At 65.6% G+C, this 22,313-nt stretch carries 24 protein-coding genes; 14 read left to right on the top strand and 10 right to left on the bottom strand.

Annotated elements, in window-relative coordinates; all coding sequences use genetic code 11:
• Position 1 precedes the first annotated feature (1 nt).
• On the top strand, positions 2–637 hold the full coding sequence (locus U9J33_RS09590) for a retropepsin-like aspartic protease family protein (protein WP_324699032.1): 636 nt from the start codon (positions 2–4) through the stop codon (positions 635–637).
• A gap of 43 nt (positions 638–680) precedes the next feature.
• Positions 681–1,337 carry a retropepsin-like aspartic protease gene (locus U9J33_RS09585; RefSeq protein ID WP_324694794.1) on the top strand — a complete coding sequence of 219 codons (657 nt, stop codon included), beginning with the start codon at positions 681–683 and terminating at the stop codon, positions 1,335–1,337.
• Positions 1,338–1,391: 54 nt separating this feature from the next.
• On the opposite strand, the gene parC is transcribed toward U9J33_RS09585, so the two are convergent.
• The gene (gene parC, locus U9J33_RS09580; RefSeq protein ID WP_324694792.1) at positions 1,392–3,686 is read right to left on the bottom strand and encodes a DNA topoisomerase IV subunit A; all 2,295 of its coding nucleotides are present in this window, start codon (positions 3,684–3,686) and stop codon (positions 1,392–1,394) included.
• Positions 3,687–3,804: 118 nt separating this feature from the next.
• Here parC and U9J33_RS09575 point away from each other — a divergent pair, with 118 nt between their 5' ends.
• Positions 3,805–4,653: a DUF4349 domain-containing protein gene (locus U9J33_RS09575; protein ID WP_324694790.1), complete on the top strand. Its 849-nt coding sequence runs from the start codon at positions 3,805–3,807 to the stop codon at positions 4,651–4,653.
• A gap of 41 nt (positions 4,654–4,694) precedes the next feature.
• Here the strand turns inward: U9J33_RS09575 and U9J33_RS09570 are convergent, their stop codons facing one another.
• The 3 genes from U9J33_RS09570 to U9J33_RS09560 are packed head-to-tail and all read right to left on the bottom strand — an operon-like array spanning position 4,695 to position 7,148.
• The gene (locus U9J33_RS09570) at positions 4,695–5,024 is read right to left on the bottom strand and encodes a 2Fe-2S iron-sulfur cluster-binding protein (protein ID WP_369818345.1); all 330 of its coding nucleotides are present in this window, start codon (positions 5,022–5,024) and stop codon (positions 4,695–4,697) included.
• A gap of 4 nt (positions 5,025–5,028) precedes the next feature.
• Positions 5,029–6,108 (bottom strand): cysteine desulfurase family protein, encoded by a 1,080-nt coding sequence (locus U9J33_RS09565; protein ID WP_324694786.1) that lies wholly within the window; start codon positions 6,106–6,108, stop codon positions 5,029–5,031.
• Positions 6,105–7,148, bottom strand: coding sequence for a cysteine desulfurase family protein (locus U9J33_RS09560; protein WP_324694784.1), 1,044 nt, complete (start codon positions 7,146–7,148; stop codon positions 6,105–6,107). The genes U9J33_RS09565 and U9J33_RS09560 overlap by 4 nt, the downstream gene beginning before the upstream one ends.
• Before the next feature lie 128 nt (positions 7,149–7,276).
• Between U9J33_RS09560 and U9J33_RS09555 the strand changes: the two genes are divergently transcribed.
• On the top strand, positions 7,277–7,933 hold the full coding sequence (locus U9J33_RS09555; RefSeq protein WP_054441549.1) for an alpha/beta hydrolase: 657 nt from the start codon (positions 7,277–7,279) through the stop codon (positions 7,931–7,933).
• Positions 7,934–7,984: 51 nt separating this feature from the next.
• Here U9J33_RS09555 and U9J33_RS09550 read toward each other — a convergent pair whose 3' ends face one another.
• Positions 7,985–8,197, bottom strand: coding sequence for a hypothetical protein (locus U9J33_RS09550; protein ID WP_324694781.1), 213 nt, complete (start codon positions 8,195–8,197; stop codon positions 7,985–7,987).
• Between the two features lie 77 nt (positions 8,198–8,274).
• Between U9J33_RS09550 and U9J33_RS09545 the strand changes: the two genes are divergently transcribed.
• Entirely contained in the window at positions 8,275–10,140 is a 1,866-nt protein-coding gene (locus U9J33_RS09545) for a DUF885 domain-containing protein (protein WP_324694779.1), read from the top strand.
• 51 nt (positions 10,141–10,191) lie between these two features.
• On the opposite strand, the gene U9J33_RS09540 is transcribed toward U9J33_RS09545, so the two are convergent.
• Both U9J33_RS09540 and U9J33_RS09535 read right to left on the bottom strand, forming a co-directional pair.
• Positions 10,192–10,545: a hypothetical protein gene (locus tag U9J33_RS09540; RefSeq protein WP_185997543.1), complete on the bottom strand. Its 354-nt coding sequence runs from the start codon at positions 10,543–10,545 to the stop codon at positions 10,192–10,194.
• A 132-nt stretch (positions 10,546–10,677) separates the two neighbouring features.
• Positions 10,678–12,285 (bottom strand): phosphoenolpyruvate carboxykinase, encoded by a 1,608-nt coding sequence (locus U9J33_RS09535; RefSeq protein ID WP_165913194.1) that lies wholly within the window; start codon positions 12,283–12,285, stop codon positions 10,678–10,680.
• 251 nt (positions 12,286–12,536) lie between these two features.
• Here U9J33_RS09535 and U9J33_RS09530 point away from each other — a divergent pair, with 251 nt between their 5' ends.
• The 8 genes from U9J33_RS09530 to U9J33_RS09495 are packed head-to-tail and all read left to right on the top strand — an operon-like array spanning position 12,537 to position 18,388.
• Positions 12,537–13,331, top strand: a complete 795-nt coding sequence (locus U9J33_RS09530) for a response regulator transcription factor (RefSeq protein WP_324694775.1) — start codon at positions 12,537–12,539, stop codon at positions 13,329–13,331.
• Positions 13,324–14,901: a sensor histidine kinase gene (locus U9J33_RS09525; RefSeq protein ID WP_324694773.1), complete on the top strand. Its 1,578-nt coding sequence runs from the start codon at positions 13,324–13,326 to the stop codon at positions 14,899–14,901. Before U9J33_RS09530 ends, U9J33_RS09525 begins: the two co-directional genes overlap by 8 nt.
• A 2-nt stretch (positions 14,902–14,903) precedes the next feature.
• Positions 14,904–15,338 carry an HPr kinase/phosphatase C-terminal domain-containing protein gene (locus tag U9J33_RS09520; protein WP_324694771.1) on the top strand — a complete coding sequence of 145 codons (435 nt, stop codon included), beginning with the start codon at positions 14,904–14,906 and terminating at the stop codon, positions 15,336–15,338.
• A gap of 56 nt (positions 15,339–15,394) precedes the next feature.
• Positions 15,395–16,342 carry an RNase adapter RapZ gene (rapZ, locus tag U9J33_RS09515; protein WP_054441540.1) on the top strand — a complete coding sequence of 316 codons (948 nt, stop codon included), beginning with the start codon at positions 15,395–15,397 and terminating at the stop codon, positions 16,340–16,342.
• 55 nt (positions 16,343–16,397) lie between these two features.
• A complete protein-coding gene (locus U9J33_RS09510; RefSeq protein ID WP_132263101.1) occupies positions 16,398–16,805 on the top strand; it encodes a PTS sugar transporter subunit IIA in 408 nt (135 codons plus the stop codon).
• Entirely contained in the window at positions 16,802–17,080 is a 279-nt protein-coding gene (locus U9J33_RS09505) for an HPr family phosphocarrier protein (protein ID WP_324694768.1), read from the top strand. Before U9J33_RS09510 ends, U9J33_RS09505 begins: the two co-directional genes overlap by 4 nt.
• The gene (locus U9J33_RS09500; protein WP_324694766.1) at positions 17,077–17,907 is read left to right on the top strand and encodes an RNA methyltransferase; all 831 of its coding nucleotides are present in this window, start codon (positions 17,077–17,079) and stop codon (positions 17,905–17,907) included. Before U9J33_RS09505 ends, U9J33_RS09500 begins: the two co-directional genes overlap by 4 nt.
• Before the next feature lie 49 nt (positions 17,908–17,956).
• Positions 17,957–18,388: an META domain-containing protein gene (locus U9J33_RS09495; RefSeq protein ID WP_324694763.1), complete on the top strand. Its 432-nt coding sequence runs from the start codon at positions 17,957–17,959 to the stop codon at positions 18,386–18,388.
• Positions 18,389–18,391: 3 nt separating this feature from the next.
• On the opposite strand, the gene rmuC is transcribed toward U9J33_RS09495, so the two are convergent.
• The 3 genes from rmuC to recR form a co-directional block, all read right to left on the bottom strand.
• Positions 18,392–19,984, bottom strand: a complete 1,593-nt coding sequence (rmuC, locus tag U9J33_RS09490; protein ID WP_324694761.1) for a DNA recombination protein RmuC — start codon at positions 19,982–19,984, stop codon at positions 18,392–18,394.
• 68 nt (positions 19,985–20,052) lie between these two features.
• The gene (gene def, locus U9J33_RS09485; RefSeq protein ID WP_185997548.1) at positions 20,053–20,622 is read right to left on the bottom strand and encodes a peptide deformylase; all 570 of its coding nucleotides are present in this window, start codon (positions 20,620–20,622) and stop codon (positions 20,053–20,055) included.
• 62 nt (positions 20,623–20,684) lie between these two features.
• Positions 20,685–21,281 carry a recombination mediator RecR gene (gene recR / locus U9J33_RS09480; protein WP_185997549.1) on the bottom strand — a complete coding sequence of 199 codons (597 nt, stop codon included), beginning with the start codon at positions 21,279–21,281 and terminating at the stop codon, positions 20,685–20,687.
• 102 nt (positions 21,282–21,383) lie between these two features.
• Here recR and fmt point away from each other — a divergent pair, with 102 nt between their 5' ends.
• Entirely contained in the window at positions 21,384–22,292 is a 909-nt protein-coding gene (gene fmt, locus U9J33_RS09475; RefSeq protein ID WP_324694757.1) for a methionyl-tRNA formyltransferase, read from the top strand.
• Positions 22,293–22,313: the final 21 nt, after the last annotated feature.

The raw sequence follows: 22,313 nt of genomic DNA, 5'->3' as shown, positions 1-22,313 counted from the left end.
CGTGAATGAACTCGGCGGGCTGCTTTACCGGCAGCCGCTGCTGGCGCTGACGATCGGCGCCATCCTCGTGGCCGTGCTGGCCGGGATGCTGGCGGCCCGCCGTCCCCGGCTCGGCCATGCCTTGCGCAATCTCTCCCACTTCGGCCTGATCGCCGCGCTCCTGCTGACGGTAGCGCAAGTGGCCCTGCACAATACGCGCTCGGAAGCGGCGCTCTGGCTGGACGAGCCCCGGCCGCCCTCGATCGAAGGCAGCGAAACCATCGTGCCGCTTCGAGCGGACGGTCATTACTGGATACAGGCCCGGCTCCAGGGCGAGCCGGTTGATTTCCTGGTCGATACCGGGGCGACCTATACCGGCATCTCGAAATCGGTCGCCGCGCGCGCAGGGATCGAACCCGATGCCGGTGACCGGGGCGTGATGCTCGATACGGCCAATGGCACCATCGTCGCGCGTATGGCGACGGCCGGCTCACTGGATTTCGGGTCGATCTCCGCCCGCGACCTGCCCGTCGCCATCGGCCCCGACAACGAAGTGGAAACCAACGTCATCGGCATGAACCTGCTGTCCCGGCTGGCCAGTTGGCGGGTCGAGGGAGACCGGCTGATCCTCGTTCCCCGCAATGGGCGGGGAACGTGATTCCGTCAGCGTTCCGACAGCATGTTCATGGCATGATCGGGTAATGGATTTTCCCGGACTCCTGACTTTCCTTGCCGGCCAGCCCTTGCTGGCACTGGCGCTGGCGGCGATTTTCGTCTCGGTGCTGGGCGGTCTGCTACGCGGCGCGTTGCCGCTGCTTGGCGGATTCCTTCGCGGCGTGGGCAACCTCGGCGTCGTGGCGGCCCTGCTGCTGACCGTGGCGCAGGCGACCCGGCTCACCAGCGGCACCGACTTTACGCTTCCCGGCATCGAACTGCCCGAGCTCGGCCTTTCGCGCCAGAGCGTGAGCGGCGGCGAAACGCGCGTGCCGATGGCGCGTGATGGTCACTTCTGGGTCAAGGCCACGATCAACGGCGTGAAGGGCGATTTTCTCGTCGATACCGGCGCCACGCTCACCGCGATCTCGCCTAGAGTGGCGAATAGTGCCGAAGTCCGCCCGCAGACCATGCGGCAGGACATCGCGATGCGCACCGCGAACGGCACGGTCGCGGCCCGGCTCGGCACGGTCGATGAGCTGCGCTTCGGCAGCGTCGTCGCGCGTCAGCTTGACGTGGTGGTCGCGCCGGGGCTGGAGGACCAGAACGTCATCGGCATGAACCTGCTTTCGCGGCTGGCGAGCTGGCGCGTCGAGGGGCGCACGCTGATCCTCGTGCCGCATCACCCGCAACCGGCAACCTGATTTTCGTACGGATCGGGGCGCCGTCCCGGAACGGAACCGGGACGGCGCGCGAACTCAGCCCTGGAACTTGTTGTCGCGCGGGAAGCCGACCGGCGGCAGCCGGCCCGCCGCGCCGCGCGCGACCTTCCACATCACCGTGTCCTTCTCGGTCCGCGTGCGGCCGCTTTCGCCGCCCATGGTCCAGGAAAGGCCGTCCTCCAGCTTCAGCGTGGTGATGTCCGACATGCCGCCGTCACGGTAACGCTGGAGCGTCACGCCCTGCCCCTTTGCCATGACCGGCAGTTCTTCGAGACTGAAGATCACCAGCTTGCGATTGTCGCCCACGACCGCGACGTGATCGTGCTCGGCCGGGATTTCCCGAACGACGACCAGCTGCACGCCCAGTTTGGTGGACATGACCGCACGGCCCTTGCGGGTTTCAGCTAGAAGTTCGTCGGTTTCCGCCGCGAAGCCGCGCCCGATATTGGAGGCCAGCAACAACTGCGCCTTGGGCCTGTATGGCAGGGCCGCAACGATATGCGCCTCGGTGTCGATGTCGATCATCGTGCGGATCGGCTCGCCAAAGCCGCGCGCGCCGGGCAGCTTGTCGGCACCGAGCGTGTAGAAGCGCCCGTTGTCCACCGCGAGCAGGATCTTGTCGGTCGTCTGCGCGTGGAAGGCATAGGCCGGGCCGTCGCCTTCCTTGAACTTGAAATCGCCGTCCAGGGCGACATGCCCCCTGGCGGCGCGTATCCAGCCCTTGGCCGAGAGGATCACCGTGACCGGCTCCTTCTCGATCATCGCGTCCATGCTGAACTCGACCGTTGGCGTGGCCTGCGCGATCGTGGTGCGGCGACGGCCAAGCTCGGTATTCTCGGCATAGTCCTTGCGCAAGTTGGCAAGGTCGCGCTTGAGCCGGGTCCGTTGGCGCGCCGGGCTTTCGAGCAGCTTGTTGAGCTCTTCCTGCTCCCGAAGCAGTTCCTCGTGCTCCTTGCGAAGCTCCATTTCCTCAAGCTTGCGCAAGGACCGCAGGCGCATGTTGAGGATGGCTTCGGCCTGACGGTCGGTCAGCTCGAACTCGGCCATCATCACCGGCTTGGGCTCGTCCTCGGTACGGATGATCTCGATAATCCGGTCAAGGTTGAGATAGGCGATGATGTAGCCGGCAACCAGTTCCAGCCGCGAGGCGATCTTTTCCAGCCGGTGCCGGGTACGGCGCAGCAGGATGTCGATCTGGCTGTAGACCCATTCCGACAGCAGCAGCTTGAGCCCCAGCACACCCGGCGTGCGGTGCGAATCCAGCACGTTGAGGTTGAGCGAGAATCGGCTTTCGAGGTCGGTCAGCCGGTAGAGGCTTTCCTTCAGCAGTTCCGGATCGACATTGCGGCTCTTGGGCACGAAGACGATGCGGATCTGCTCGTCGCTCTCGTCGCGAATGTCTTCGAGGATCGGCAGCTTGCGGTCGGCGATGAGCTGGGCGACCTGCTCGATCAGCTTGCCCTTGGCCAGCATGTAGGGGATTTCGGAAATGACGAGCTGCCACTGGCCGCTGCCCAGTTTCTCGACCCCGGTTTCCTCCCAGTTGCCCGCCTCGTCCTTTCCGCAGGAAAAGCGGCCGCGCACGCGGAAGGCGCCCTTGCCGGTGGCATAGGCGTGGCTGATCGCCTCCGGGCTGTCCACCACGAGGCCGCCGGTGGCAAAGTCCGGGCCGTGGAAGACCTGCATGAGCTGGTCATGCTCGGCATGGGGATTGTCGATCAGCATCAAGGTCGCGTCGATGATCTCCGCGACGTTGTGGCTGGGGATCGAGGTTGCCATGCCCACGGCGATGCCGGTGGCGCCGTTCGCCAGCAGGTTCGGGAACAGGCCGGGGAATATCTCCGGCTCGCTTTCCTCGCCGTTGTAGGTGGGAACGAAGTCGACAGTGCCTTCGTCCAGCCCGGCCATCAGGTGGATCGCCGTGCGCGTCAGGCGCGCTTCGGTGTAGCGGTAGGCCGCCGCGTTATCGCCGTCGATATTGCCGAAGTTGCCCTGCCCCTGCACCAGCGGATAGCGCAGCGAGAAGTCCTGCGCGAGGCGGACCATCGCGTCGTAGACCGAGGCATCGCCATGCGGGTGATACTTACCGATCACGTCGCCAACAACGCGCGCGGACTTCTTGTAGGCATTGCCCGGATCAAGCTTGAGCTGCCGCATCGCCCAGAGCAGACGGCGATGCACGGGCTTCAGTCCATCTCGCAAGTCCGGCAGCGAACGGGCCGTGATCGTGGACAGGGCATAGACAAGATAGCGCTCTGAGAGCGCAGCATCGAAAGGCGCATCGACGATGGCGTCGAAAGGATCTGAGTCTTCGTCGGTCGTGGTCACCATGGCACGGACCCTAGCAGCGCCCTTCCCAGTGCCAAAGTCGCTTTTCAGCGTTTTCCATAAGCTTGCCGCTCGGATAGCGCCTGCCTTCGAATCAGCGCGCCATCAAAAGGGGGAAACGATGCGCAAGACATTCATGGCCTTGGCTTTACTGGCGCTTGCCGGTTGCGGAGGCGAGTCTCCTCGCGACCTTCGAAAAGTCACCACTTCCGACAGCAAGGAAGAAGTCGCTGCAGGGAGCAGCGATCCCATTGCCGTGAGCGCACCGAATGCGCCGAAGATCGCCTATGTCTACGAATACGGCTACCGCCTGAGCGCTGCCGCCATCCCGCAAGTCCAGCGCAAACAGGCCGATCTCTGCGAAAAGCAAGGCCCGCAGGTCTGCCAGATCCTCGACATGAAGCAGAGCGGCGCCGAGGGCGACTATGCCTCGGGTTCCCTCTCGCTCGCCGTCGCGGCCCCTCGCGCCCGCTCATTCGGAACCGAACTCGGCAAAATCGCCGGCGCCGCGGAAGGCGAAGAGGTTTCAAGCGGGATTTCGGGTGAGGATCTCTCGAAGCAGATCGTCGATACCGAGGCCCGCCTGCGCGCCCGCACCGTGCTGCGTGACCGGCTGATGGAAGTGCTGGCCAGCCGCAAGGGCACCGTCGCCGAACTGGTCGAAGCGGAACGCGGAGTCGCCAAGGTCAATGAAGAGATCGACGAAGCGAAAAGCTGGCTCGCGGAAATGCAAGGCCGCGTCGATTACAGCCGGATAAACATATCCTACGAAGCCGGAACACCGTCGAGCGGCGGTTTCATGGGACCGATCCGAGGCGCTCTCGGCAATGTGGGGACCGTACTGGGCGCGGTCATCGGCTTCCTCATCCTCGCCGCAGCCGTCATCGTGCCGCTGGGTTTGGTCGGACTGGGCATCCGCTATGGAATGAGCCTGTATCGCCGCCGCACGCAACCGGGCGAGGAAGCCTGAACAGGCCGAAGTCGTCATCCCGGACTGTTCCGGGGTGACGATCAGCCGATCTGCATGTCCCGTGAAACGCCCGGAATCCTGACCTCCAAACCGTCCAGCGCCTGAGTCAGTTCGATCTGGCAGGACAGGCGGCTGGTCCGCGCAACTCCGGCGGCGAGGTCGAGCATGTCTTCCTCGTCCATCGAGGCCGGTTCCAGCCTGTCGAACCAGTCGGGCGCGACGATCACGTGGCAGGTCGAGCAGGCCATCTGCCCCTCGCACGTTCCTTCGAGCGGCATACCGGCAGCTTGCGCCACACGCAGCAGAACGTCTCCCGTCTCGGCCTCGGCCAGAACGAGTTTTCCTTCCGCGGTCAAAAACCTCACGTTCAGCAACTCAGACTCCCTGCGCCGCTGCTGCGGCTTCTATTCGTATGCAGGCATCCTTCAGCTCCCCAAGGTCACTATATCGCCCGAATCCCAGACGGATAGAGGCTTTGGCGCCGGAATCGGAAAGTCCGAGCGCCTTGAGCACGTGGCTGGGCCGTCCCGAGCCGCTGGCACAGGCGGAACCGGCGGAAAACGCCACGTTCCTGAGGTCGGACATCAGCCGCGCCACATCGAGCCCCGGCAAGCGCAAGTTGAGATTTCCGCGCCAGCGATCTGTGGACGAGCCGTTGAGGGTCCAGCGCGCCAGCACTGCGCGCGCGGCATCCCACAACGCCTCGACACGCGCGGCGTCCTCTTCCATCCGCGCTGCCGCGAGCGATGCGGCCACGCCGAACCCGGCGCAAAGCGCGGGACTGAGCGTGCCCGAACGCAGGCCCTGCTCCTGCCCGCCGCCGTGCATCATCGGCGCCAGCTCAAGCCCGTCACGCACCCAGAGCGCCCCGATCCCCTTCGGCCCATAGAGCTTGTGGGCCGAGATCGCGATCAGGTCCGCGCCGACAGGCGCCGCGATCTTGCCCGCCCCCTGGACGGCATCGCAAAGGAACAGCGCGCCTGCGGCATGGACGGCTCGGGCAAGAGCTTCGACCGGCTGGATCGTGCCGATCTCGTTGTTGACCTGCATGACGGCGACAAGGCCCGTCCCTTCCGCGATCTTCGTGGCCGGATCGACCAGCCCCTCCGCGTTCACCGGCAGGATGGAAACCGCCGGATCGAGCGCCCGCGCCGTGTCGAGCACGGCGGCATGTTCGATGGCGGAAACCGCAAGGCTCCGCGCCCTGCTCCCCGCCATGGCGAGATTGATCGCCTCGGTCGCACCGGAAGTGAAGATCACCCGCCCGCCCGGCGGCAGCAAGGCGGCAACCTGATCGCGTGCCACTTCAACGATGGCGGCAGCGGCCCGGCCCGGCCGGTGCGGGCTATGGGGGTTGGCGAAGCCCACCGCTTCCGGCCCGCCCAGCCATGGCAGCATGGCCTCGCGCGCTTCGGGAGCCAGCGGCGTCGTCGCCTGATAGTCGAGATAGATCATGCCGCGCGCCGGCTTCCGGCAATCGCGCGCCAGGCATCAAGGAAGCGCGCGATATCGGCCTCGCAAGTCTCGCGGCCGATCGACACCCGGATCACTTCCGTCGGATGCGGATAGTTCATCGCCTCCAGAACGTGACTGGTCCTGAGCGATCCAGAGGAACAGGCGCTTCCCGCAGAGACGGCGATGCCCATGGCGTCGAACCGGATGAGCTGCGCGGCGGAAGACAGCCCCGGCATCCGGTAACCGCCGATTGTCGGGCTTCGTTCGGCTTCGCCGCCGACCACTTCACCCCCGGCCGCCAGGATTTCCGTCTCGAGCAGGGCGCGAAGCCTGCGGGCCTCGACCATCCATTCGCTGCCGGCCTCCAGCGCGGCGACCATTGCCAGTGCGCCGGGGAGGTTCTCGGTTCCCGCACGGTAGCCACGCTCCTGACCACCGCTCGGTTCGAGCAAGGCCCAGTCGCGCACCAGCAGCGCGCCGGTGCCGATGGGGCCGCCGAACTTGTGCGCCGCCAGGGCGATGAGGTCGGCGGGTGGCAACGAGAGCTTCCCCGCGCCTTGCGCACAGTCGGCAAGCAGCACGCCGCCGGCGGCTTTCACCGCCTCTGCGACTTCGGCCAGCGGCTGGATCACGCCCGTTTCGGAATTGACCTGCTGCACCGCGACCAGCCCCTCCAGCGCCGCACCCGCCGGATCGACTAGGCCCGAGGAGTCCACGGCAAGCCTTGCTGCCGCCGCGCCATGACGCAGCACCGCCTCATGCTCGATCGGAGAAACCGCAGAAAGCACGCGTTTCGACCCGCGAATGGCAATGGCGAGAGCCTCGCTCGCACCCGAAGTGAAAATCAGTTCACCCTGCCACCCGAGCAGCCCTTTCATCCGGGCGCGCGCGTCTTCGAGCGCGGCACGCGCTGCGCGGCCCTGCCGGTGAGGGCTCGAAGGATTGGCCCAGAAAGCCGCACCTTCCAGCCATGCATTGCGCGCCTGGGGCAGGAGCGGCGTGGTCGCCGCGTGGTCGAGATAGATCTGTTGAGCTGACATCGCTTGAAAAGTTGTTTTCGGAGCCAAGGTTTCTATATAGCGAACTTCCCTTTTTCCACTCCCGCGATGGCTGGCGAGAATTTCGCCGCCGTTTCGCGGGAGTTTCAACAGGTCAGGTTCGCAGACACATGCCCGCAGTCATCTTCCCCGGACCCGAAGGTCGCCTTGAAGGCCGTTTCCAGCCGGCACCGCGTCCGCGCGCGCCCGTGGCGATGATCCTCCACCCGCACCCCCAGGCCGGCGGGACGATGAACGACCGCATCACCCAGCACCTCTACAAGACGTTCGTGGCGCGCGGCTTCGCCACCCTGCGCTTCAATTTCCGCGGCGTCGGCCGCAGCCAGGGCAGCTTCGACAATGGCGTGGGCGAACTGTCCGACGCCGCCGCCGCGCTAGACTGGGTGCAGTCGATCCATCCCGAAGCCTCGACCACCTGGATCGCGGGCTACTCGTTCGGTGCGCTGATCGGCATGCAGCTGCTGATGCGCCGCCCGGAAATCCGCGGCTTCATCTCGGTAGCCCCGCCGGCGAACATGTACGACTTCTCGTTCCTGGCGCCCTGCCCCGCATCGGGGATCATCGTGCAGGGCGCGGCAGACACGGTGGTTACGCCGGGCGCCGTGCAGAAGCTGGTCGACAAGCTGCGCACGCAGAAGCACATCACCATCCATCACGACGAAATCCCGCGCGCCAACCACTTCTTCGAAAACGAAGTGCCGGATCTCATGCGCTCGGTAGACAACTACCTCGACATGCGCCTCGCGCCGGACTGCCCGATCAAGTAACGCCCCGAACCTGATCCAGGGCGTTTCGAACGGATGAGCGGCGCCGGAGATTTACTCCGGCGCCGTTTTCGCATCTCCCGCGCGCGCCAGCGTATCGCCGTTGGAATTGGGCAGGGTCCAGATCGCCACGTTGACGGTGAGCACGCCCGCCAGCACCAGCATCAATCCGGCCTGCTTGCGATTGCCGCCGCGTCGGTAGAGCGCCAGCGCGCCCAGCAGGAGCGCGATGATGGCCGGGATCATGAGTGAGAGTGCAATATCCATGGCTTTTTCTTAGCGCAGACGTTTGCCGCAATCGAGCGGGTTTGACTTGAAGACATCGCCTCGCCAGTTTCGCCGCCATGCAAGACACCCAGACCAAGGCCGCATCCCTCTCGCGGCGCACCACCCTCCAGTTCCTTGCCGCCGGCACCGCCAGCATCGCCCTGCCCGGCGTAGCACAGGCCGCGGCAGGCGCTGCTTCCGGAAACCCTGCCCAGCAGAAAGCCGCCGCACTGCTCGATTCGGCCGCGTGGAGACTGCTCGACCACAACCCCGAAGGGGCGACCGGACTGGGCATCGACGTGGGCGCCCATGCCGCCCTGCGTGCCAAGGCCGAAGACCGCTCGTTCGCGGGCAAGGCCGCGCTCGCCAGGACCCTGCGCGAAGATCTCGCCCGCGTGGAAGCGGTGCCGACCGCGGGCCTGGACCATGCCACGCAGACCAGCCTCGCCGTGGTGCGCAGCGCCTACCGCACCTCGCTGGACGGGTTTGCGCAGCCCTACGGCGATGTCGCGGTGGGCGGCTGGCGCAATACGCCCTACGTCGTGATCCAGAACGTCGGCGCCTATCTCGACACGCCCAAGTTCCTCGACGCCGACCATCCGGTGAAGAACGGCGCCGATGCCGAGGCCTATCTCGCCCGTCTTGCCAAGTTCGACGACCAGCTCGACGGCGAACTGGAACGCATCCGCAAGGCCACGGACCAGGGCCTCGTCCCGCCCGATTTCCTGCTCGACCGCGCGATCGCGCAGATGACCAGCACGATCGAGGACGCCCGCAACAACGGCGGCGGCCTCGTCGCTTCGCTCGTGGGCCGCACCGCCTCGATCCCCGGAGACTGGGACCGCCGCGCCAAGGCCATCGTGTCCGCCGAAGTCGTGCCCGCGCTCGAACGCCAGCTTGCCGAACTCAAGCGCCAGCGCGGTCTGGCCAAGAGCGATCCCGGAATGCGCGAACGCCCGCACGGCGCCGAGTTCTACGCCTGGGCCCTGCGCGCCAGCACGACCACGCCTGTCCCCGCCGAGGAAATCCACCAGCGCGGGATCGAGGAACTGGCCGCGCTCCATGGCCGCATGGACCCCATCCTCCAGAAGCTCGGCTATACCACCGGCACTGTTGGCGAACGGATGACCGCGCTCGGCACCGACAAGCGCTTCATGTTCGCCGAAGGCGACCCCGGCCGCACCGAGATCATGGCCTTCATCCGCCATCGGATCGACTGGATCCGCGCCCAGATGCCGCGCGCCTTCCGCGATCCGGTGAAGGGGAACGTCGAGGTTCGCCGCCTGCCGCTGGCCGAGGAGCCCGGCGCGCCGACCGCATATGGCGGCGCCGGATCGATCGACGGTTCGGTTCCGGGCAAGATGTGGATCAACTTGCGCACCACCGACCTGCACCGCAAGTACGACCTGCCGACCCTGGTCCACCATGAAGCGATCCCCGGTCACGTCTGGCAGGGCGAATATGCCAACCGCCTGCCGCTGATCCGCTCGATCCTGGCCTTCAACGCCTATTCCGAAGGCTGGGCGCTTTACGGCGAGCAGCTTGCGGACGAACTCGGCGCCTATGCCGACGATCCCGTCGGCCAGCTCGGCTACCTCCAGTCGATCGCTTTCCGGGCCTGCCGCATGGTCGTGGACACCGGCCTCCACGCCAAGGGCTGGAGCCGCGAACAGGCGGTGCGCTTCTTCATGGAGAAGAACGGCAACAAGCGCGAGGAAGTGGTCAACGAAGTGGACCGCTACTGCTCATGGCCGGGCCAGGCCTGCGGCTACAAGATGGGTCATTCCGAGATCAACCGCCAGCGCAGCCGCGCACAGGCGGCGCTTGGCGCACGCTACGACCTGCGAGACTTCGACCAGGCCGTGGTCGATGGCGGCAACGTCCCGCTCGACGTGCTGGCGAAGAACATCGACAGCTACATCGCCACCGGCAAGGCGAACTGACCGAAGCTGAAATGTCGTCCCGGGACAGTCCCGGGACGACGATAGACCGGCTTACTTCTTGCCGAAGAAGCCCTTCGCAAGGTCGGTCAGGTCATCCATGACGCTGCCGTCGCCGTCCTTGTCGAGAAAAGCGGTGAACTTCGCGGGATCGCTGCCCACCAGACTGGCGAACTGGCTGAGCGAGCCTTCGCCGCCGATCGCCGCGATCACCTGCTGGATCGTGCCGACACCAAGCCCGGTCTTTTCCGCCGCGAGTTGTGCGGTGTCGCCCTCCTGCTGATGCGCGAGGCCCAGCGCGGCGATCGCCTGCTCCGCCTGCGCGGGCTCAAGGCCGAGCTTGGAGGCGAGGTTAGCCACATCCGGATGGTCGCTGACTTGTCCAAGGATACCGTCGAAAAGTCCCATGGTCGTATCTCCTAGAGAGGGGGATGGCGAGGATGCACGGTCCTGATGACAAAACAAGGGCCCCGGAACCGAAGTTCCGAGGCCCTGTACTTAATTCGAGCCGAACAGCGCCTATAAAGGCGCCATCGCCGCTCAGGCCGCGACCGGTGCCGCCTTGCGGACGCCTTCGTCGACATGCGCTTCGAACTGCGCGAAATTGTCGATGAACTGCTTCACCAGGGTCTGTGCGGTCTTGTCATACTCACTGCCGTCAACCCAGGCGCCGCGCGGGTCGAGCAGCTTGGTGTCGACGCCGGGAACCGCAACCGGAACCTCGAAGCCGAAGTTCGGATCTTCCTTGAACTCGGCATCGTTGAGGCTGCCGTCGAGCGCGGCGTTGAGCAGCGCGCGGGTCGCCTTGATCGGCATGCGCTTGATGCCTTCCATCGTGGCCTTGCCGCCCGACCAACCGGTGTTGACCAGCCAGCACTTCACGCCGCCCTTGGCGATACGCTCCTTGAGGAGGTTGCCGTAGACCGAGGGATGACGCGGCATGAACGGCGCGCCAAAGCAGGTCGAGAAAGTCGCTTCGGGTTCGGTCACGCCGATCTCGGTGCCCGCGACGCGCGCAGTGTAGCCCGAGAGGAAGTGATACATCGCCTGATCGGGTGTGAGACGCGCGATCGGAGGAAGCACGCCGTAAGCGTCGGCCGTGAGGAAGATGATGTTCTTCGGAACCGGGCCGAGGTTCTTTTCCGAGCAGTTCGGAATGAAGTCGATCGGGTAGGAACCGCGGCTGTTCTCGGCAAGCGAGTTGTCGTCGAGGTCGATCTGGCGGGTGTCGGGATCGATCACCACGTTTTCGAGCACGGTGCCGAAACGCTTCGTGGTCGCGAAGATTTCCGGTTCGGCCTCGGCCGAAAGGCGGATCATCTTGGCGTAGCAGCCGCCCTCGAAGTTGAACACGGCGGTGTCCGACCAGCCATGCTCGTCGTCACCGATGAGCGTGCGCGAGGCATCTGCCGAAAGCGTGGTCTTGCCGGTGCCGGAAAGGCCGAAGAACACGGCGGTGTCACCCTCGGGGCCGATGTTGGCCGAGCAGTGCATCGGCATCACACCCTTGACCGGCAGCAGGTAGTTGAGGATGCCGAAGACCGACTTCTTCATTTCGCCGGCATAGGCGGTGCCGCCGATCAGGATCAGCTTCTCGGTGAAGTTCACCGCGATCACCGTTTCCGAGCGCGAACCGTGCCGTTCGGGATCGGCGCGGAAACTCGGCAGGTCGATGATGGTATATTCGGGCTCGAAGCTTTCCAGTTCGGTTTCGGTCGGACGGACCAGAAGCGTGCGGATGAACAGGTTGTGCCAGGCGAACTCGTTGATGACGCGCACGTTGACGCGGTGTTCCGGCTGCGAACCGCCAAACAGGTCGGCAACGTAGAGCTGGTCCTTGTCGGCCACGGCAGCGAGGAAATCTTCTTTCAGCGCGGCGAAGTGTTCAGGCGTCATCGGCACGTTGGTCTTGCCCCACCAGACCGTATTTTCGGTCTCGGCGTCCTTGACGATGAACTTGTCCTTGGCCGAACGCCCGGTGTGCTTACCGGTCGCGACGACGAACGGCCCGTCGGCGGCGAGCACGCCCTCGCCGTTCTTGACCGCCTGCTCGACCAGTGGCGCGGTGCCCAGGTTCGCGAGCACATTGGCGCGTGTTTCTATGCCTTGACTGGCGAGCGAATACTTAAGGGTAGCGGTCAATGTCATCTCCTCCAATAAAGGCGCGACCGACCGAAACCGGACACGCCCCGACATTTGCGCAAGAATCGGGCTGCGAATAATCGCCACCCCCTTTTCCGTCAAATTTCCGCAAAGATAAACCAACCGAGGGGGGTAGAACGGCAACACTTCGACCATTCCGGGGCAATTTCGAGACGAGTCGCAAAGCCGTGGACGGAACGTGCCCCAATCGCTAGTCACGGCGTTCGATTGCAATGGAAGGAACACAGGGCAATCCCATGGTCGAACCGTCGGCAAACCCCCAGCATTCGCCCTGCCAATCCGCCGGCGCTCCTGACGAGACGCCGCCCCCAGCGCCCGTCCGCCAGCAGTCGATCGCCCTCGTGGACGACGATCGTAACATCCTCACCACCGTGTCGATCGGGCTCCAGGCCGAAGGCTTCGCCACCCGGCTCTATACCGACGGCGAAACCGCGCTGAAGGCCCTGCTGGACAATCCGCCGGACCTTGCGATCTTCGATATCAAGATGCCCCGAATGGACGGGCTTCATCTGCTCCAGGCGCTGCGCGAACAGTCGCGCCTGCCGGTCATCTTCCTGACCTCCAAGGACGAGGAACCGGACGAGGCACTGGGCCTTGCGATGGGGGCGGACGACTATATCACCAAGCCCTTCAGCCAGCGCCTGCTGGTGGCGCGCATCCGGGCGATCCTGCGGCGCAGCGAACTGGTTCGCGGCACGAGCGAGGAGACGGTGGCGGAGAACCTGCCCGAACCCGTCATCCGCGGCCGTCTGCGCCTCGATCCGGCGCGCCATCAGGTGACATGGGACGCAGAGCCCGTCTCCCTCACCGTTACAGAGTTCCTCATCCTCGAAGCGCTCGCCCTGCGGCCCGGCGTGGTCAAGAGCCGCAACCAGCTCATGGACGCCGCCTACAGCGAGGACGTCTACGTCGACGACCGCACGATCGACAGCCACATCAAGCGCCTGCGCCGCAAGTTCCGCGCGGTGGACCCGGAATTTTCGGCGATCGACACCCTCTATGGCGCGGGCTATTCCTTCGCCGATGGCTGAACGTACACCGGGACGGCGCAAGGGATCTCTGGCGGTCCGGCTCGGGATGCCGTGGCGCGTCTCGCTGACCGCGCGCATCCTTGCCGTGAATGTGATCGCGCTGGCCCTGCTCGCGGGGAGCCTGTTCTACATCGACAGCTATCGGCGCGAACTGCTGGACGAGCGCTTCCGCCTCGCCCGTTCGGAAGCGGAAGTCGTGGCCATCGCCCTTGCCGGTGAAAACGCCGGCCGCCGGCGCGACCTGATCACGCGGATCGGCTCGGGGCAGGCATTGCGGCTGAGGCTGTTCAGCAACGACGGCGCCCTCGAAGCCGACAGCTTCACCCTTGCCCGCCCCTCCTACACCCTGATCGATCCCGCCACCGAACCGTGGTTCCAGGATGCCGCCCGCGCGCTCGACCGGGGCATGGACTGGGTGCTCGGCTCGCCGCCCGTCGCCGACTATCACGACGCCCCGCGCGCCGGCGCCTCGGCCTGGCCGGAAGTGGCCGCCGCGCTCGCCAGCGGCGAAACCGAGGTCTCGCACAAGGCCGCGCCGGACCGCACCCCCGTCATCATCGCCGCAACCCCTGTGGGCAATCGCGGCGAGGCGCTGCTCGTCACCCGCAACGCGCGCGACATTACCGAGAACGTGCGCATGGCGCGCCAGACGCTTGCCATCATCGTCGGCGGCGCGCTTACCGTCTCGATCCTGCTCTCGCTGTTCCTTGCCCGCACCATCGTCGAGCCGCTGCGCAAGCTGGTTCGCGCTGCCGTGCGCGTTCGTCTCGGCCGCGATCGCAGCGTAGTCGTCCCCCGCCTGCCGGACCGGCGCGACGAGATCGGCCTGCTCGCCCGCGCCATCTCCGACATGAGCGGCGCCTTGCGCCAGCGCATCGACGCGGTGGAAAGCTTCGCCGCCGATGTCGCGCACGAACTCAAGAACCCGTTGACGAGCCTGCGCAGCGCCCTCGAAAGCCTCGACCGGGTCGACGAACCGGCCCTTCGCCGCCAGCTCATCGGCATCGCCAAGGACGACGTGCGCCGGATCGACTTCCTGGTCACCGAGATCGCCGATGCGAGCCGGATCGACGCGCAGCTCAGCCGCACGACCTTCGAACCCGTGGACATGCTGCGGCTGGTCCGCGCGCTCGTGGCCGAACGCGAGCAGCGCGGGGTCAACGGATCGAGCATAATCAAGGTCGTGCGCGAAGCTGACGGCGACCTGCTGGTGGCGGGCGATGCCTCGCGGCTGGAGCGAGTATTGCAGAACCTGCTCGACAATGCCGTCTCGTTCTCACCCGAGGGAACGCCGATCGAGATCGCCGTCGGCCGCACCGAAGGCCGCCTCACGATCGCCGTCACCGATCACGGCCCCGGCATCCCCGAGGCGGCGCGGGAACGGATATTCGAGCGGTTCCACTCGCTGCGCCCCTCCGGCGAGGAGTTTGGCAAGCACTCGGGGCTCGGACTGGCCATCGCCCGCACCATAGTCGAGGCCCACTACGGCAAACTGCGCGCGACCGACCGCACCGATGGCGCACAGGGCGCCCGGTTGCTCATCTCGCTTCCCGCCTGGCAGAGCGCCTGACCTTGGCCGACGCCGTCCGCATTGCCAGGCAGTCCACCTGCGTCGCCATCGGCGGGCGCGCGGTGCTGATCGAGGGGCCTTCCGGAACCGGAAAATCGAGCCTCGCCCTACGCCTGATAGACCGCGGCGGCGAACTGATCGGCGATGACAGCGTACTGCTCGAAGCGCGGAACGGCCGGCTCTTCGCACAGCCCCATCCGAACACGCGCGGCCTGATGGAAGTGCGCAATCTCGGCGTGCTTCCCTTCGCTTGCCGCGATGAAGCGCCCGTCGCGCTCTTCCTCTCGCTCGACCGCGAGGCACCGCGATTCGTCGATTCGCCCGGCCGGATCACACTCCTCGGCGTCGATCTGCCGTACTTGCGGCTCCGGCCGGATGGCGATTCGCTCCCCCTCAAGACCGAACTCGCGCTGTTGCATTATGGTCTCACAGAGTGACCGACCGGCACGTCTCCCCCTTCCCTTTCCCCGGTTCCGAGCGCAAACAGCCCCCGATGCAAGACGACTCCCCCCAGGCTCCCCCCGCGCGTCCCCACAAGCAGAAAGTCCTGCTCGTCACCGGCATGCTCGGTGCCGGCAAGACGACCGTGCTCCGCGTACTCGAAGACCTCGGGTGGGAAATCATCGACAATTTCCCGGTCCGCCTTCTCGAGCGCATGATCGAGGGCAAGCCTTCGGACGATCCCTCCCCGCTGGCCATCGGCTTTGACTGCCGCACCCGCGGCTTCAATCCTGACCGCGTGATCGCCCAGGTCAAGGCGCTGGGCGAGCGTCACGACCTCGAGGTCACCACCCTGTTCCTCGACTGTTCGAGCAAGGAACTGGAGCGCCGCTTCAACGAGACCCGCCGACGCCACGCGCTGGCGGCCGATGCCCCGGTGGACAGCGGCATTCGCGCCGAGCGCGAACTGCTCTCCCCGCTGCGACGCTGGGCCGACATCCTGGTGGAAACCACCGAGTTCACGTCTAACGACCTGCAACGCACGATTCGCGAACGCTTCGCCGCCGATGAGCCCGAGGATCTCACGATCACCGTGTCCAGTTTCGGGTTCTCGCGCGGGATGCCACCGCTTGCAGATTTCGTCTTCGATATGCGTTTCGTCGAAAATCCCCATTGGGATTCCGAGCTACGCCCGATGACCGGGCAGGATGCGCCGGTCGGAGACTATATACGCAAGGACCCGGCCTTCGATGAGGCATTTGCGCGGATTCGCGACCTGTTGCTGCTGCTGCTTCCCCGCTACCGCGCGCAGGGAAAGGCCTATGTTCACATAGCCTTTGGATGTACCGGAGGGCGACACCGCTCCGTTTTTACCGCCGAACAAATGGCTGCGGCCTTGCACGATGCGGGATTTTCGCCCACATTGTTGCATCGCAACCTGGGCTCGCGGGCTGCTGATCTTCTCGAGGGGGGTAATTCTCGAAGGGGGGCAGTGGCGTGAAAGAACATTATATAACCCGGTCGCATTCGCAGGAAATTCGGAGCCTAATCCCAGCATGATCGGTATGATCCTGGTCACTCACGGCAATCTCGCCGAGGAATTCGTACACGCGATGGAACACGTCGTCGGGGACCAGTCGGCGGTGGCAACCGTCTGCATCGGTCCGAACGACGACATGGAGCGCCGCCGCAGCGAGATTGCCGAGGCAATTACTGCAGTGGACAGCGGCGAAGGTGTCATCATCCTCACCGACCTGTTCGGCGGCACTCCGTCGAACCTCGCGATTTCGCTGATGCAGGCCGGCAAGGTCGAAGTGATCGCCGGGATCAACCTTCCCATGCTGATCCGCCTAGCCAAGGCCCGCGCCTGCATGTCCGTGCGCGATGCCGCCGCGGCCGCGCGCGACGCCGGACGCAACTACATCACCATCGCCAGCGAATATCTGGGACAAGACGCCGCATGATCGACTGCCGTGAAACGGTGCTGATCGTGAACAAGCGCGGTCTCCACGCCCGCGCCAGCGCCAAGTTCGTCAACCACGTCGCCGAGCTTCCGGAAACCGTGCTGGTCAAGGTCGGCAAGGACGGAACCGAGGCTGCGGGGAACTCCATCCTCGGCCTGATGATGCTGGGCGCCGCCAAGGGCGATTCGATCGAGATCGCCTGCTCCGGCGATGGCGCGCCCGAAGCGCTCGCGGTTCTCGCCACACTCGTTCGCGACGGTTTCGGCGAAGAATGACGCCGTCCGACCGCGTGGCCTTCCGCCGCACAATTACCGGCTTCTCGAATCCGCTGGTCAAGTTCCTGCGCTCCCTGCGCGAGAAGAAGCACCGCAAGCGGGAAGAGCGTTTCCTCGCCGAAGGTCTGCGCCTGCTGACCGACGCGCGCGAATGCGGCATAGTGCCGGAAATGCTGGTCATGGCCATCGGCCGCGATCCCCATCCCCTGCTTGACGCGCTGGAAGACGCCGTGGCCGCCGCCGGGGGTGAAATCGTCGAAATGGACGTCGAAATCCTCGCCAAGGTCACGGGCAAGGACAATCCCCAGGCCGTCGCCGGGGTCTTCGCCGAATTCGACACGCGCATCGCCAATCTCGACCGCGCCTCGGCGCCGATCTGGCTGGTTGCGCAGGCGCTGCGCGATCCCGGCAATCTCGGCACGATGCTCCGCACCGGAGACGCCGTTGGCGCCGGCGGGCTGATCCTGCTTGACGACTGCGCGGACCCTTTCTCCGTGGAAGCGGTGCGGGCCAGCATGGGCGCCATCTTCACGCAGAAGATCGCCATTGCACGCTGGGACGAATTCCAGGACTGGCTTCGCTCCGGCGAAGGTCAGCTCGTGGCGGCCTCGCTGCGCGATCCTACCGACTATCGCCAGGCCCCTTATTCGGCGCCCTGCTTCCTGATGGTCGGCAACGAATCGCAAGGCCTGCCGCAGGCTTACGAGGAAGCTTGCGACTTGCGCGTCACCATCCCGATGCGCGGCAGGGCAGACAGCCTGAACGCCGCCGTGGCTGGTGCCGTGCTGGCTTATGAGGCGCTCGCCCATCTTGAGGGCGGCAACTGATAGCGGCGTTCATCCGGGCATCATCCCGGATGTGTAGAGTGGCGCCATCATGCGTGCCGTTCTTCTTGCTTTCTGCCTTTTATCGCCGCTCACCGCTTGCTCGATCCAGGGCGAGGATTCCCCGCTCGCCCGCACGAGCTGGCGCTTCGCACTGATCGACGGACAGCGGCCTGAATCCAACGATGCGCGGCTGACCTTCGCGGGCAGCAAGATGGGCGTTCTGGTCGGCTGCAACCGCATGGACGGGCCCTGGCGCATCGACGAGGAACGCCTGATCGCAGGCCCCCTCACCCTGACCGAGATGACCTGCACCATTCCGGCATGGGATCAGGAAAAAGCGGTCAACGCCCTCCTTGTCGCCACCCCTCGCTTCGCCATCGACGGCAATCACATGATCCTGCAATCGAGCGGCCACACCGCCGAACTCGTCCGAGAAGGCGGACCAGTCGAGCGCCCCGCCCGCAGTGCGAACGGACGCTGACGCCTACTGGGCCGCTTCCGGCAGGGACTTGGCCTCGGCGATCGCCTCGATCTCCTCCGCCACCGTTTCGGCACCGTAGCGCGGGGTCGATTCGATCTGCTGGACCTCATCGATCTCACGCTTGCCGATCTCGATATGCTTGTCGCGCAGGCGGCGGCCGGAACTGAGCACGTTACGCTCGAAGCTGCCGACGAACTTGTTGTAATTGTTGACCGCCGATTCCAGGCCGGCACCCACGCGCTTCATGTGATCCGCGGCCACGGCCAGGCGATCGTAAAGCTCCCCGCCCATCCGACCGATCTCGCGCGCCTCGCGCGCGAGGCCATCCTGACGCCAGACTTGCGCCACGGTGCGGGCGATCGCGACAAGATTCGTCGGCGTCGCCAGCAGCACCTTGTTGCGGAAAGCGAAGTCCCACAGTTCCGGGTCCTGTTCCAGCGCGGCGGCAACGAAATGCTCGCCCGGCACGAACATCACTACATAGTCCGGCGCATCCTCGAACTGGCTCTGGTAGCTCTTGGCGCCCAGCGTCTGGACATGGTTGCGCATCGAGGCGACATGCTGGCGCAGCGCGGCATCGCGGGCTACCTCGTCCTGAGCCTCGAAGGCTTCCTGATAGGCGTTGAGTGAAACCTTCGCGTCGATCACCAGCCGCTTCTGGCCGGGAATGTTGACGATCGCGTCCGGCCGCAGGCGGCCTTCGTCGGTATCGATGGAATGCTCGGTGACGAAATCGGTGTGTTCGGAAAGCCCGCACTGTTCCAGCACGTTGCGAAGCTGCTGTTCGCCCCAGCGCCCACGCGCCTTCGGTGCATTGCGCAACGAATTGCCGAGCCGCTGCGCTTCCTCGCGCACCTTTTCCTGCCCTTCGCGCATCGACTGGATCAGTCCGGTGAGCTGCCCGAACGAATCGACCCGCTTGGCCTCCAGTGCGGCGACCTGCTCCTCATAGCTCTTGAGCCGCTCGCCCACCGGGGCCAGCATGGTGCGGATGCGCTCGGCATTGGCCTTTTCGCTTTCCTCGAACCGCGCGCCCGCTCGGCGCAGGAAAGCGTCCTGGGCACCGGCCAGCACCTTGGCGCCGGCGTTTTCGAATTCCTTGCGAAGCGCTTCCTGCGCTTCGAGCAGAAGACGCTTCTGTTCGTCGAAATTCGCGGATTTTTCACGCAGGGTCGCCAGTTCCGAGGCAAGCTCACGCTGTTCGCGGCGCAAGGAATCCACCAGCCCGGCATGTTCGCCGCGCGTCCGTTCGAGAACCTGGGTGAGCTCGCCGCGCGTGCGATCAAGAACCTGCACATGCTCGAACCGGAGTCGCTCGACCGTTTCGCCATGGTCCTTGCGCAGGACCTCCAGCGCCGCGCCATGTTCGGTGCGGGTACGTTCCAGCGCGGCGGCCAGATCGTCGGCACGGCTGGCGCGTTCGGTGGCGCCAGCCAGATCGCGAATGGCGGCCCGGAAACGTTCATCAAGATCGCGCGCCTCGCGGTCGCGCGTCTCGTGCCGCATGCGCCATTCGGCGGCGGGCCGGGAGCCGAAGAACCAGCCGGCCCCGAGACCGACGACGAGTGCGAGAATGGCGGCGACAGCAATTTCCATTCCGGAACCCTATCCGGAACGTTTAGAGAACGCCAGCCCTTCTCGCAGCTTTTCCACCGAAGCGGGGATCAGGCGGCCTTGCGCAGCTTGTCCAGCTTCTTGAGCGCCATCTGGCGCTTCAGGCGCGAAAGGTGGTCGATGAAGAGAATGCCTTCGAGATGGTCCATCTCGTGCTGGAGGCAGGTGGCCATCAGGCCGTCCATGTCTTCTTCGTGCACCGTGCCGTCGAGATCCTGCCAACGCGCGCGGATGCGCGAGGGGCGTTCCACGTCGGCATAGATCTCGGGGACCGAGAGGCAGCCTTCCTGATAGACCGTGTGCTCTTCCGAAGGATCGAGGATTTCCGGATTGATGAAGATCCGGGGCTCGTTCTTCGTCGGCTGGTGCGTGTGGTGATGATCGCCGTGAGCGGTGCACACTTCGGGCTCCGCATCCTCGTCGTCCGGCTGAAGGTCGATCACGAGAACGCGCAGCGGCACGCCGACCTGGATGGCGGCAAGACCGATGCCCGGCGCATCATACATGGTCTCGAACATGTCCTCGACGAGCGTCTTGAGCTCGTCGTCGAACTTTTCGACGGGGACCGAAACCTGCTTGAGACGCGGATCGGGAACTTCGAGGATTTCACGGATAGCCATGGGCCGCAGATAATCGCGGACGGCCATTTTCGCAAGATGGGCCCTGCGATGACAGTGATCGGCTAACTTACCGGCCGCCGGGCACGGATCGCCTGTGCAAGCGTTCCCTCGTCCAGATAGTCAAGCTCGCCGCCTACCGGGAGGCCATGTGCAAGCTGGGTGATGCGGACCGGAAGTCCCTCCAGACGCTCGGCAATGTAGTGCGCGGTGGTCTGGCCTTCGAGTGTGGCGTTCATGGCCAGGACGACCTCGTCGACCCCGCCTGCCTCCACGCGCTGCAGCAGGCGATCGATACTCAGGTCTTCCGGGCGAACGCCGTCCAGCGCCGAAAGACGACCGCCCAGGACATGATAGCGCCCGTTGAACAGCCGCGCACGATCGAGCGCCCAGAGATCCGCCACTTCCTCGACCACGCAGAGCGAAGCCGCATCGCGGCGCGAATCGGCGCAGATACCGCAGGGATTCGTCGTGTCGATATTGCCGCAAATCCCGCACTCGACGAGCGCTTCCCTTACGGCAGCCAGAGCATCGACGAGTTGCAGAAGCGAGGTCTCGCGCCGCTTGATGAGCCACAGCACCGCCCGGCGTGCGGAACGCGGACCAAGGCCGGGAAGGCGCGACAGCGCGGCGGTAAGCGTCTCGATCTCTTGCGATGCCATGGCCAATTCCCTAACCGCTCGGGAACTGCTTGTCGAAGCCCCATGCGCCACTTGCGCACGAAATGCCCTTCGACGGGCCCAGAGTGAGCGGAGTAACCGGTTTTGCGCATCGTCTTCATGGGAACGCCCGAATTTGCGGTGCCCGCGCTCGTCGCGCTGGTCGAGGCGGGGCACGAGGTCGTGGCCGCCTATAGCCAGCCGCCACGCCCCGGCGGGCGCCGAGGGAAGGAACTGACCCCCTCCCCTGTCCACAAGGAATCCGAAGCACGCGGGATCGAGGTGCGCGCGCCCGTTTCGCTCAAGAGCGCGGAGGAGCAGGAGATATTCGCCGCGCTCGGCGCAGATATCGCCATCGTCGCCGCCTATGGCCTGCTGCTGCCGCAGGCCGTGCTTGATGCGCCGCGGCTGGGCTGCCTCAACATCCACGCCTCGATCCTGCCCCGCTGGCGCGGCGCGGCGCCGATCCAGCGGGCGATCCTCGCAGGCGATCCCACCACCGGCGTCACCATCATGCAAATGGAAGCCGGCCTCGACACCGGACCGATGCTGGCAACGCTGCGCACCACGATCGACCGCAAGACCGCCGGAGACCTGACCGCCGAACTGGCCGAAAAGGGTGCTCAGCTCATGGTCGGCACCTTGCGCGATCTTGCCGTTCACCGCGCCGTCACCCAGCCCGAGGACGGAGTGACTTACGCCCGCAAGATCGACAAGGCCGAGGCCCGGATCGACTTCACCCAGTCCGCCGTGCAAGCCGAACGGCAGGTGCGCGCCTTCATGCCCGCGCCCGGCGCGTTCTTCGAACTGGACGGGGAACGGTACAAGGTGCTGGCGGCCGATCTGGCCGAAGGTTCGGGCGAGCCCGGCACCGCGCTTGACGACGCCCTCACTGTCGCCTGCGCAGAGGGCGCGATCCGCGTGACTCGGATCCAGCGCGCGGGCAAGCCGCCGATGGCGACGGCAGACCTGCTGCGCGGGCGGCCGATCCCCGCGGGCACGCATCTGGGCTGATTGCCGAACCCGCCCGCTCCC

The organism is Novosphingobium sp. RL4 (genome assembly GCF_035658495.1).
Taxonomy (GTDB): Bacteria; Pseudomonadota; Alphaproteobacteria; order Sphingomonadales; family Sphingomonadaceae; genus Novosphingobium.
Note: the sequence above shows the minus strand (reverse complement) of the source record. Positions and strands in the feature narration are given on the sequence as shown.

Excerpts from the sequence above, each read along its gene's own strand:
- U9J33_RS09585 (WP_324694794.1), top strand. The coding sequence starts at position 681 with ATGGATTTTCCCGGACTCCTGACTTTCCTTGCCGGCCAGCCCTTGCTG.
- U9J33_RS09565 (WP_324694786.1), bottom strand. The coding sequence starts at position 6,108 with ATGATCTATCTCGACTATCAGGCGACGACGCCGCTGGCTCCCGAAGCG.
- U9J33_RS09535 (WP_165913194.1), bottom strand. The coding sequence starts at position 12,285 with ATGACATTGACCGCTACCCTTAAGTATTCGCTCGCCAGTCAAGGCATA.
- U9J33_RS09495 (WP_324694763.1), top strand. The coding sequence starts at position 17,957 with ATGCGTGCCGTTCTTCTTGCTTTCTGCCTTTTATCGCCGCTCACCGCT.
- def (WP_185997548.1), bottom strand. The coding sequence starts at position 20,622 with ATGGCTATCCGTGAAATCCTCGAAGTTCCCGATCCGCGTCTCAAGCAG.
- U9J33_RS09545 (WP_324694779.1), top strand. The coding sequence starts at position 8,275 with ATGCAAGACACCCAGACCAAGGCCGCATCCCTCTCGCGGCGCACCACC.
- recR (WP_185997549.1), bottom strand. The coding sequence starts at position 21,281 with ATGGCATCGCAAGAGATCGAGACGCTTACCGCCGCGCTGTCGCGCCTT.
- U9J33_RS09540 (WP_185997543.1), bottom strand. The coding sequence starts at position 10,545 with ATGGGACTTTTCGACGGTATCCTTGGACAAGTCAGCGACCATCCGGAT.
- rapZ (WP_054441540.1), top strand. The coding sequence starts at position 15,395 with ATGCAAGACGACTCCCCCCAGGCTCCCCCCGCGCGTCCCCACAAGCAG.
- parC (WP_324694792.1), bottom strand. The coding sequence starts at position 3,686 with ATGGTGACCACGACCGACGAAGACTCAGATCCTTTCGACGCCATCGTC.
- U9J33_RS09550 (WP_324694781.1), bottom strand. The coding sequence starts at position 8,197 with ATGGATATTGCACTCTCACTCATGATCCCGGCCATCATCGCGCTCCTG.
- rmuC (WP_324694761.1), bottom strand. The coding sequence starts at position 19,984 with ATGGAAATTGCTGTCGCCGCCATTCTCGCACTCGTCGTCGGTCTCGGG.
- U9J33_RS09555 (WP_054441549.1), top strand. The coding sequence starts at position 7,277 with ATGCCCGCAGTCATCTTCCCCGGACCCGAAGGTCGCCTTGAAGGCCGT.
- U9J33_RS09575 (WP_324694790.1), top strand. The coding sequence starts at position 3,805 with ATGCGCAAGACATTCATGGCCTTGGCTTTACTGGCGCTTGCCGGTTGC.
- U9J33_RS09505 (WP_324694768.1), top strand. The coding sequence starts at position 16,802 with ATGATCGACTGCCGTGAAACGGTGCTGATCGTGAACAAGCGCGGTCTC.
- U9J33_RS09530 (WP_324694775.1), top strand. The coding sequence starts at position 12,537 with ATGGTCGAACCGTCGGCAAACCCCCAGCATTCGCCCTGCCAATCCGCC.
- U9J33_RS09560 (WP_324694784.1), bottom strand. The coding sequence starts at position 7,148 with ATGTCAGCTCAACAGATCTATCTCGACCACGCGGCGACCACGCCGCTC.
- U9J33_RS09510 (WP_132263101.1), top strand. The coding sequence starts at position 16,398 with ATGATCGGTATGATCCTGGTCACTCACGGCAATCTCGCCGAGGAATTC.
- U9J33_RS09525 (WP_324694773.1), top strand. The coding sequence starts at position 13,324 with ATGGCTGAACGTACACCGGGACGGCGCAAGGGATCTCTGGCGGTCCGG.
- U9J33_RS09500 (WP_324694766.1), top strand. The coding sequence starts at position 17,077 with ATGACGCCGTCCGACCGCGTGGCCTTCCGCCGCACAATTACCGGCTTC.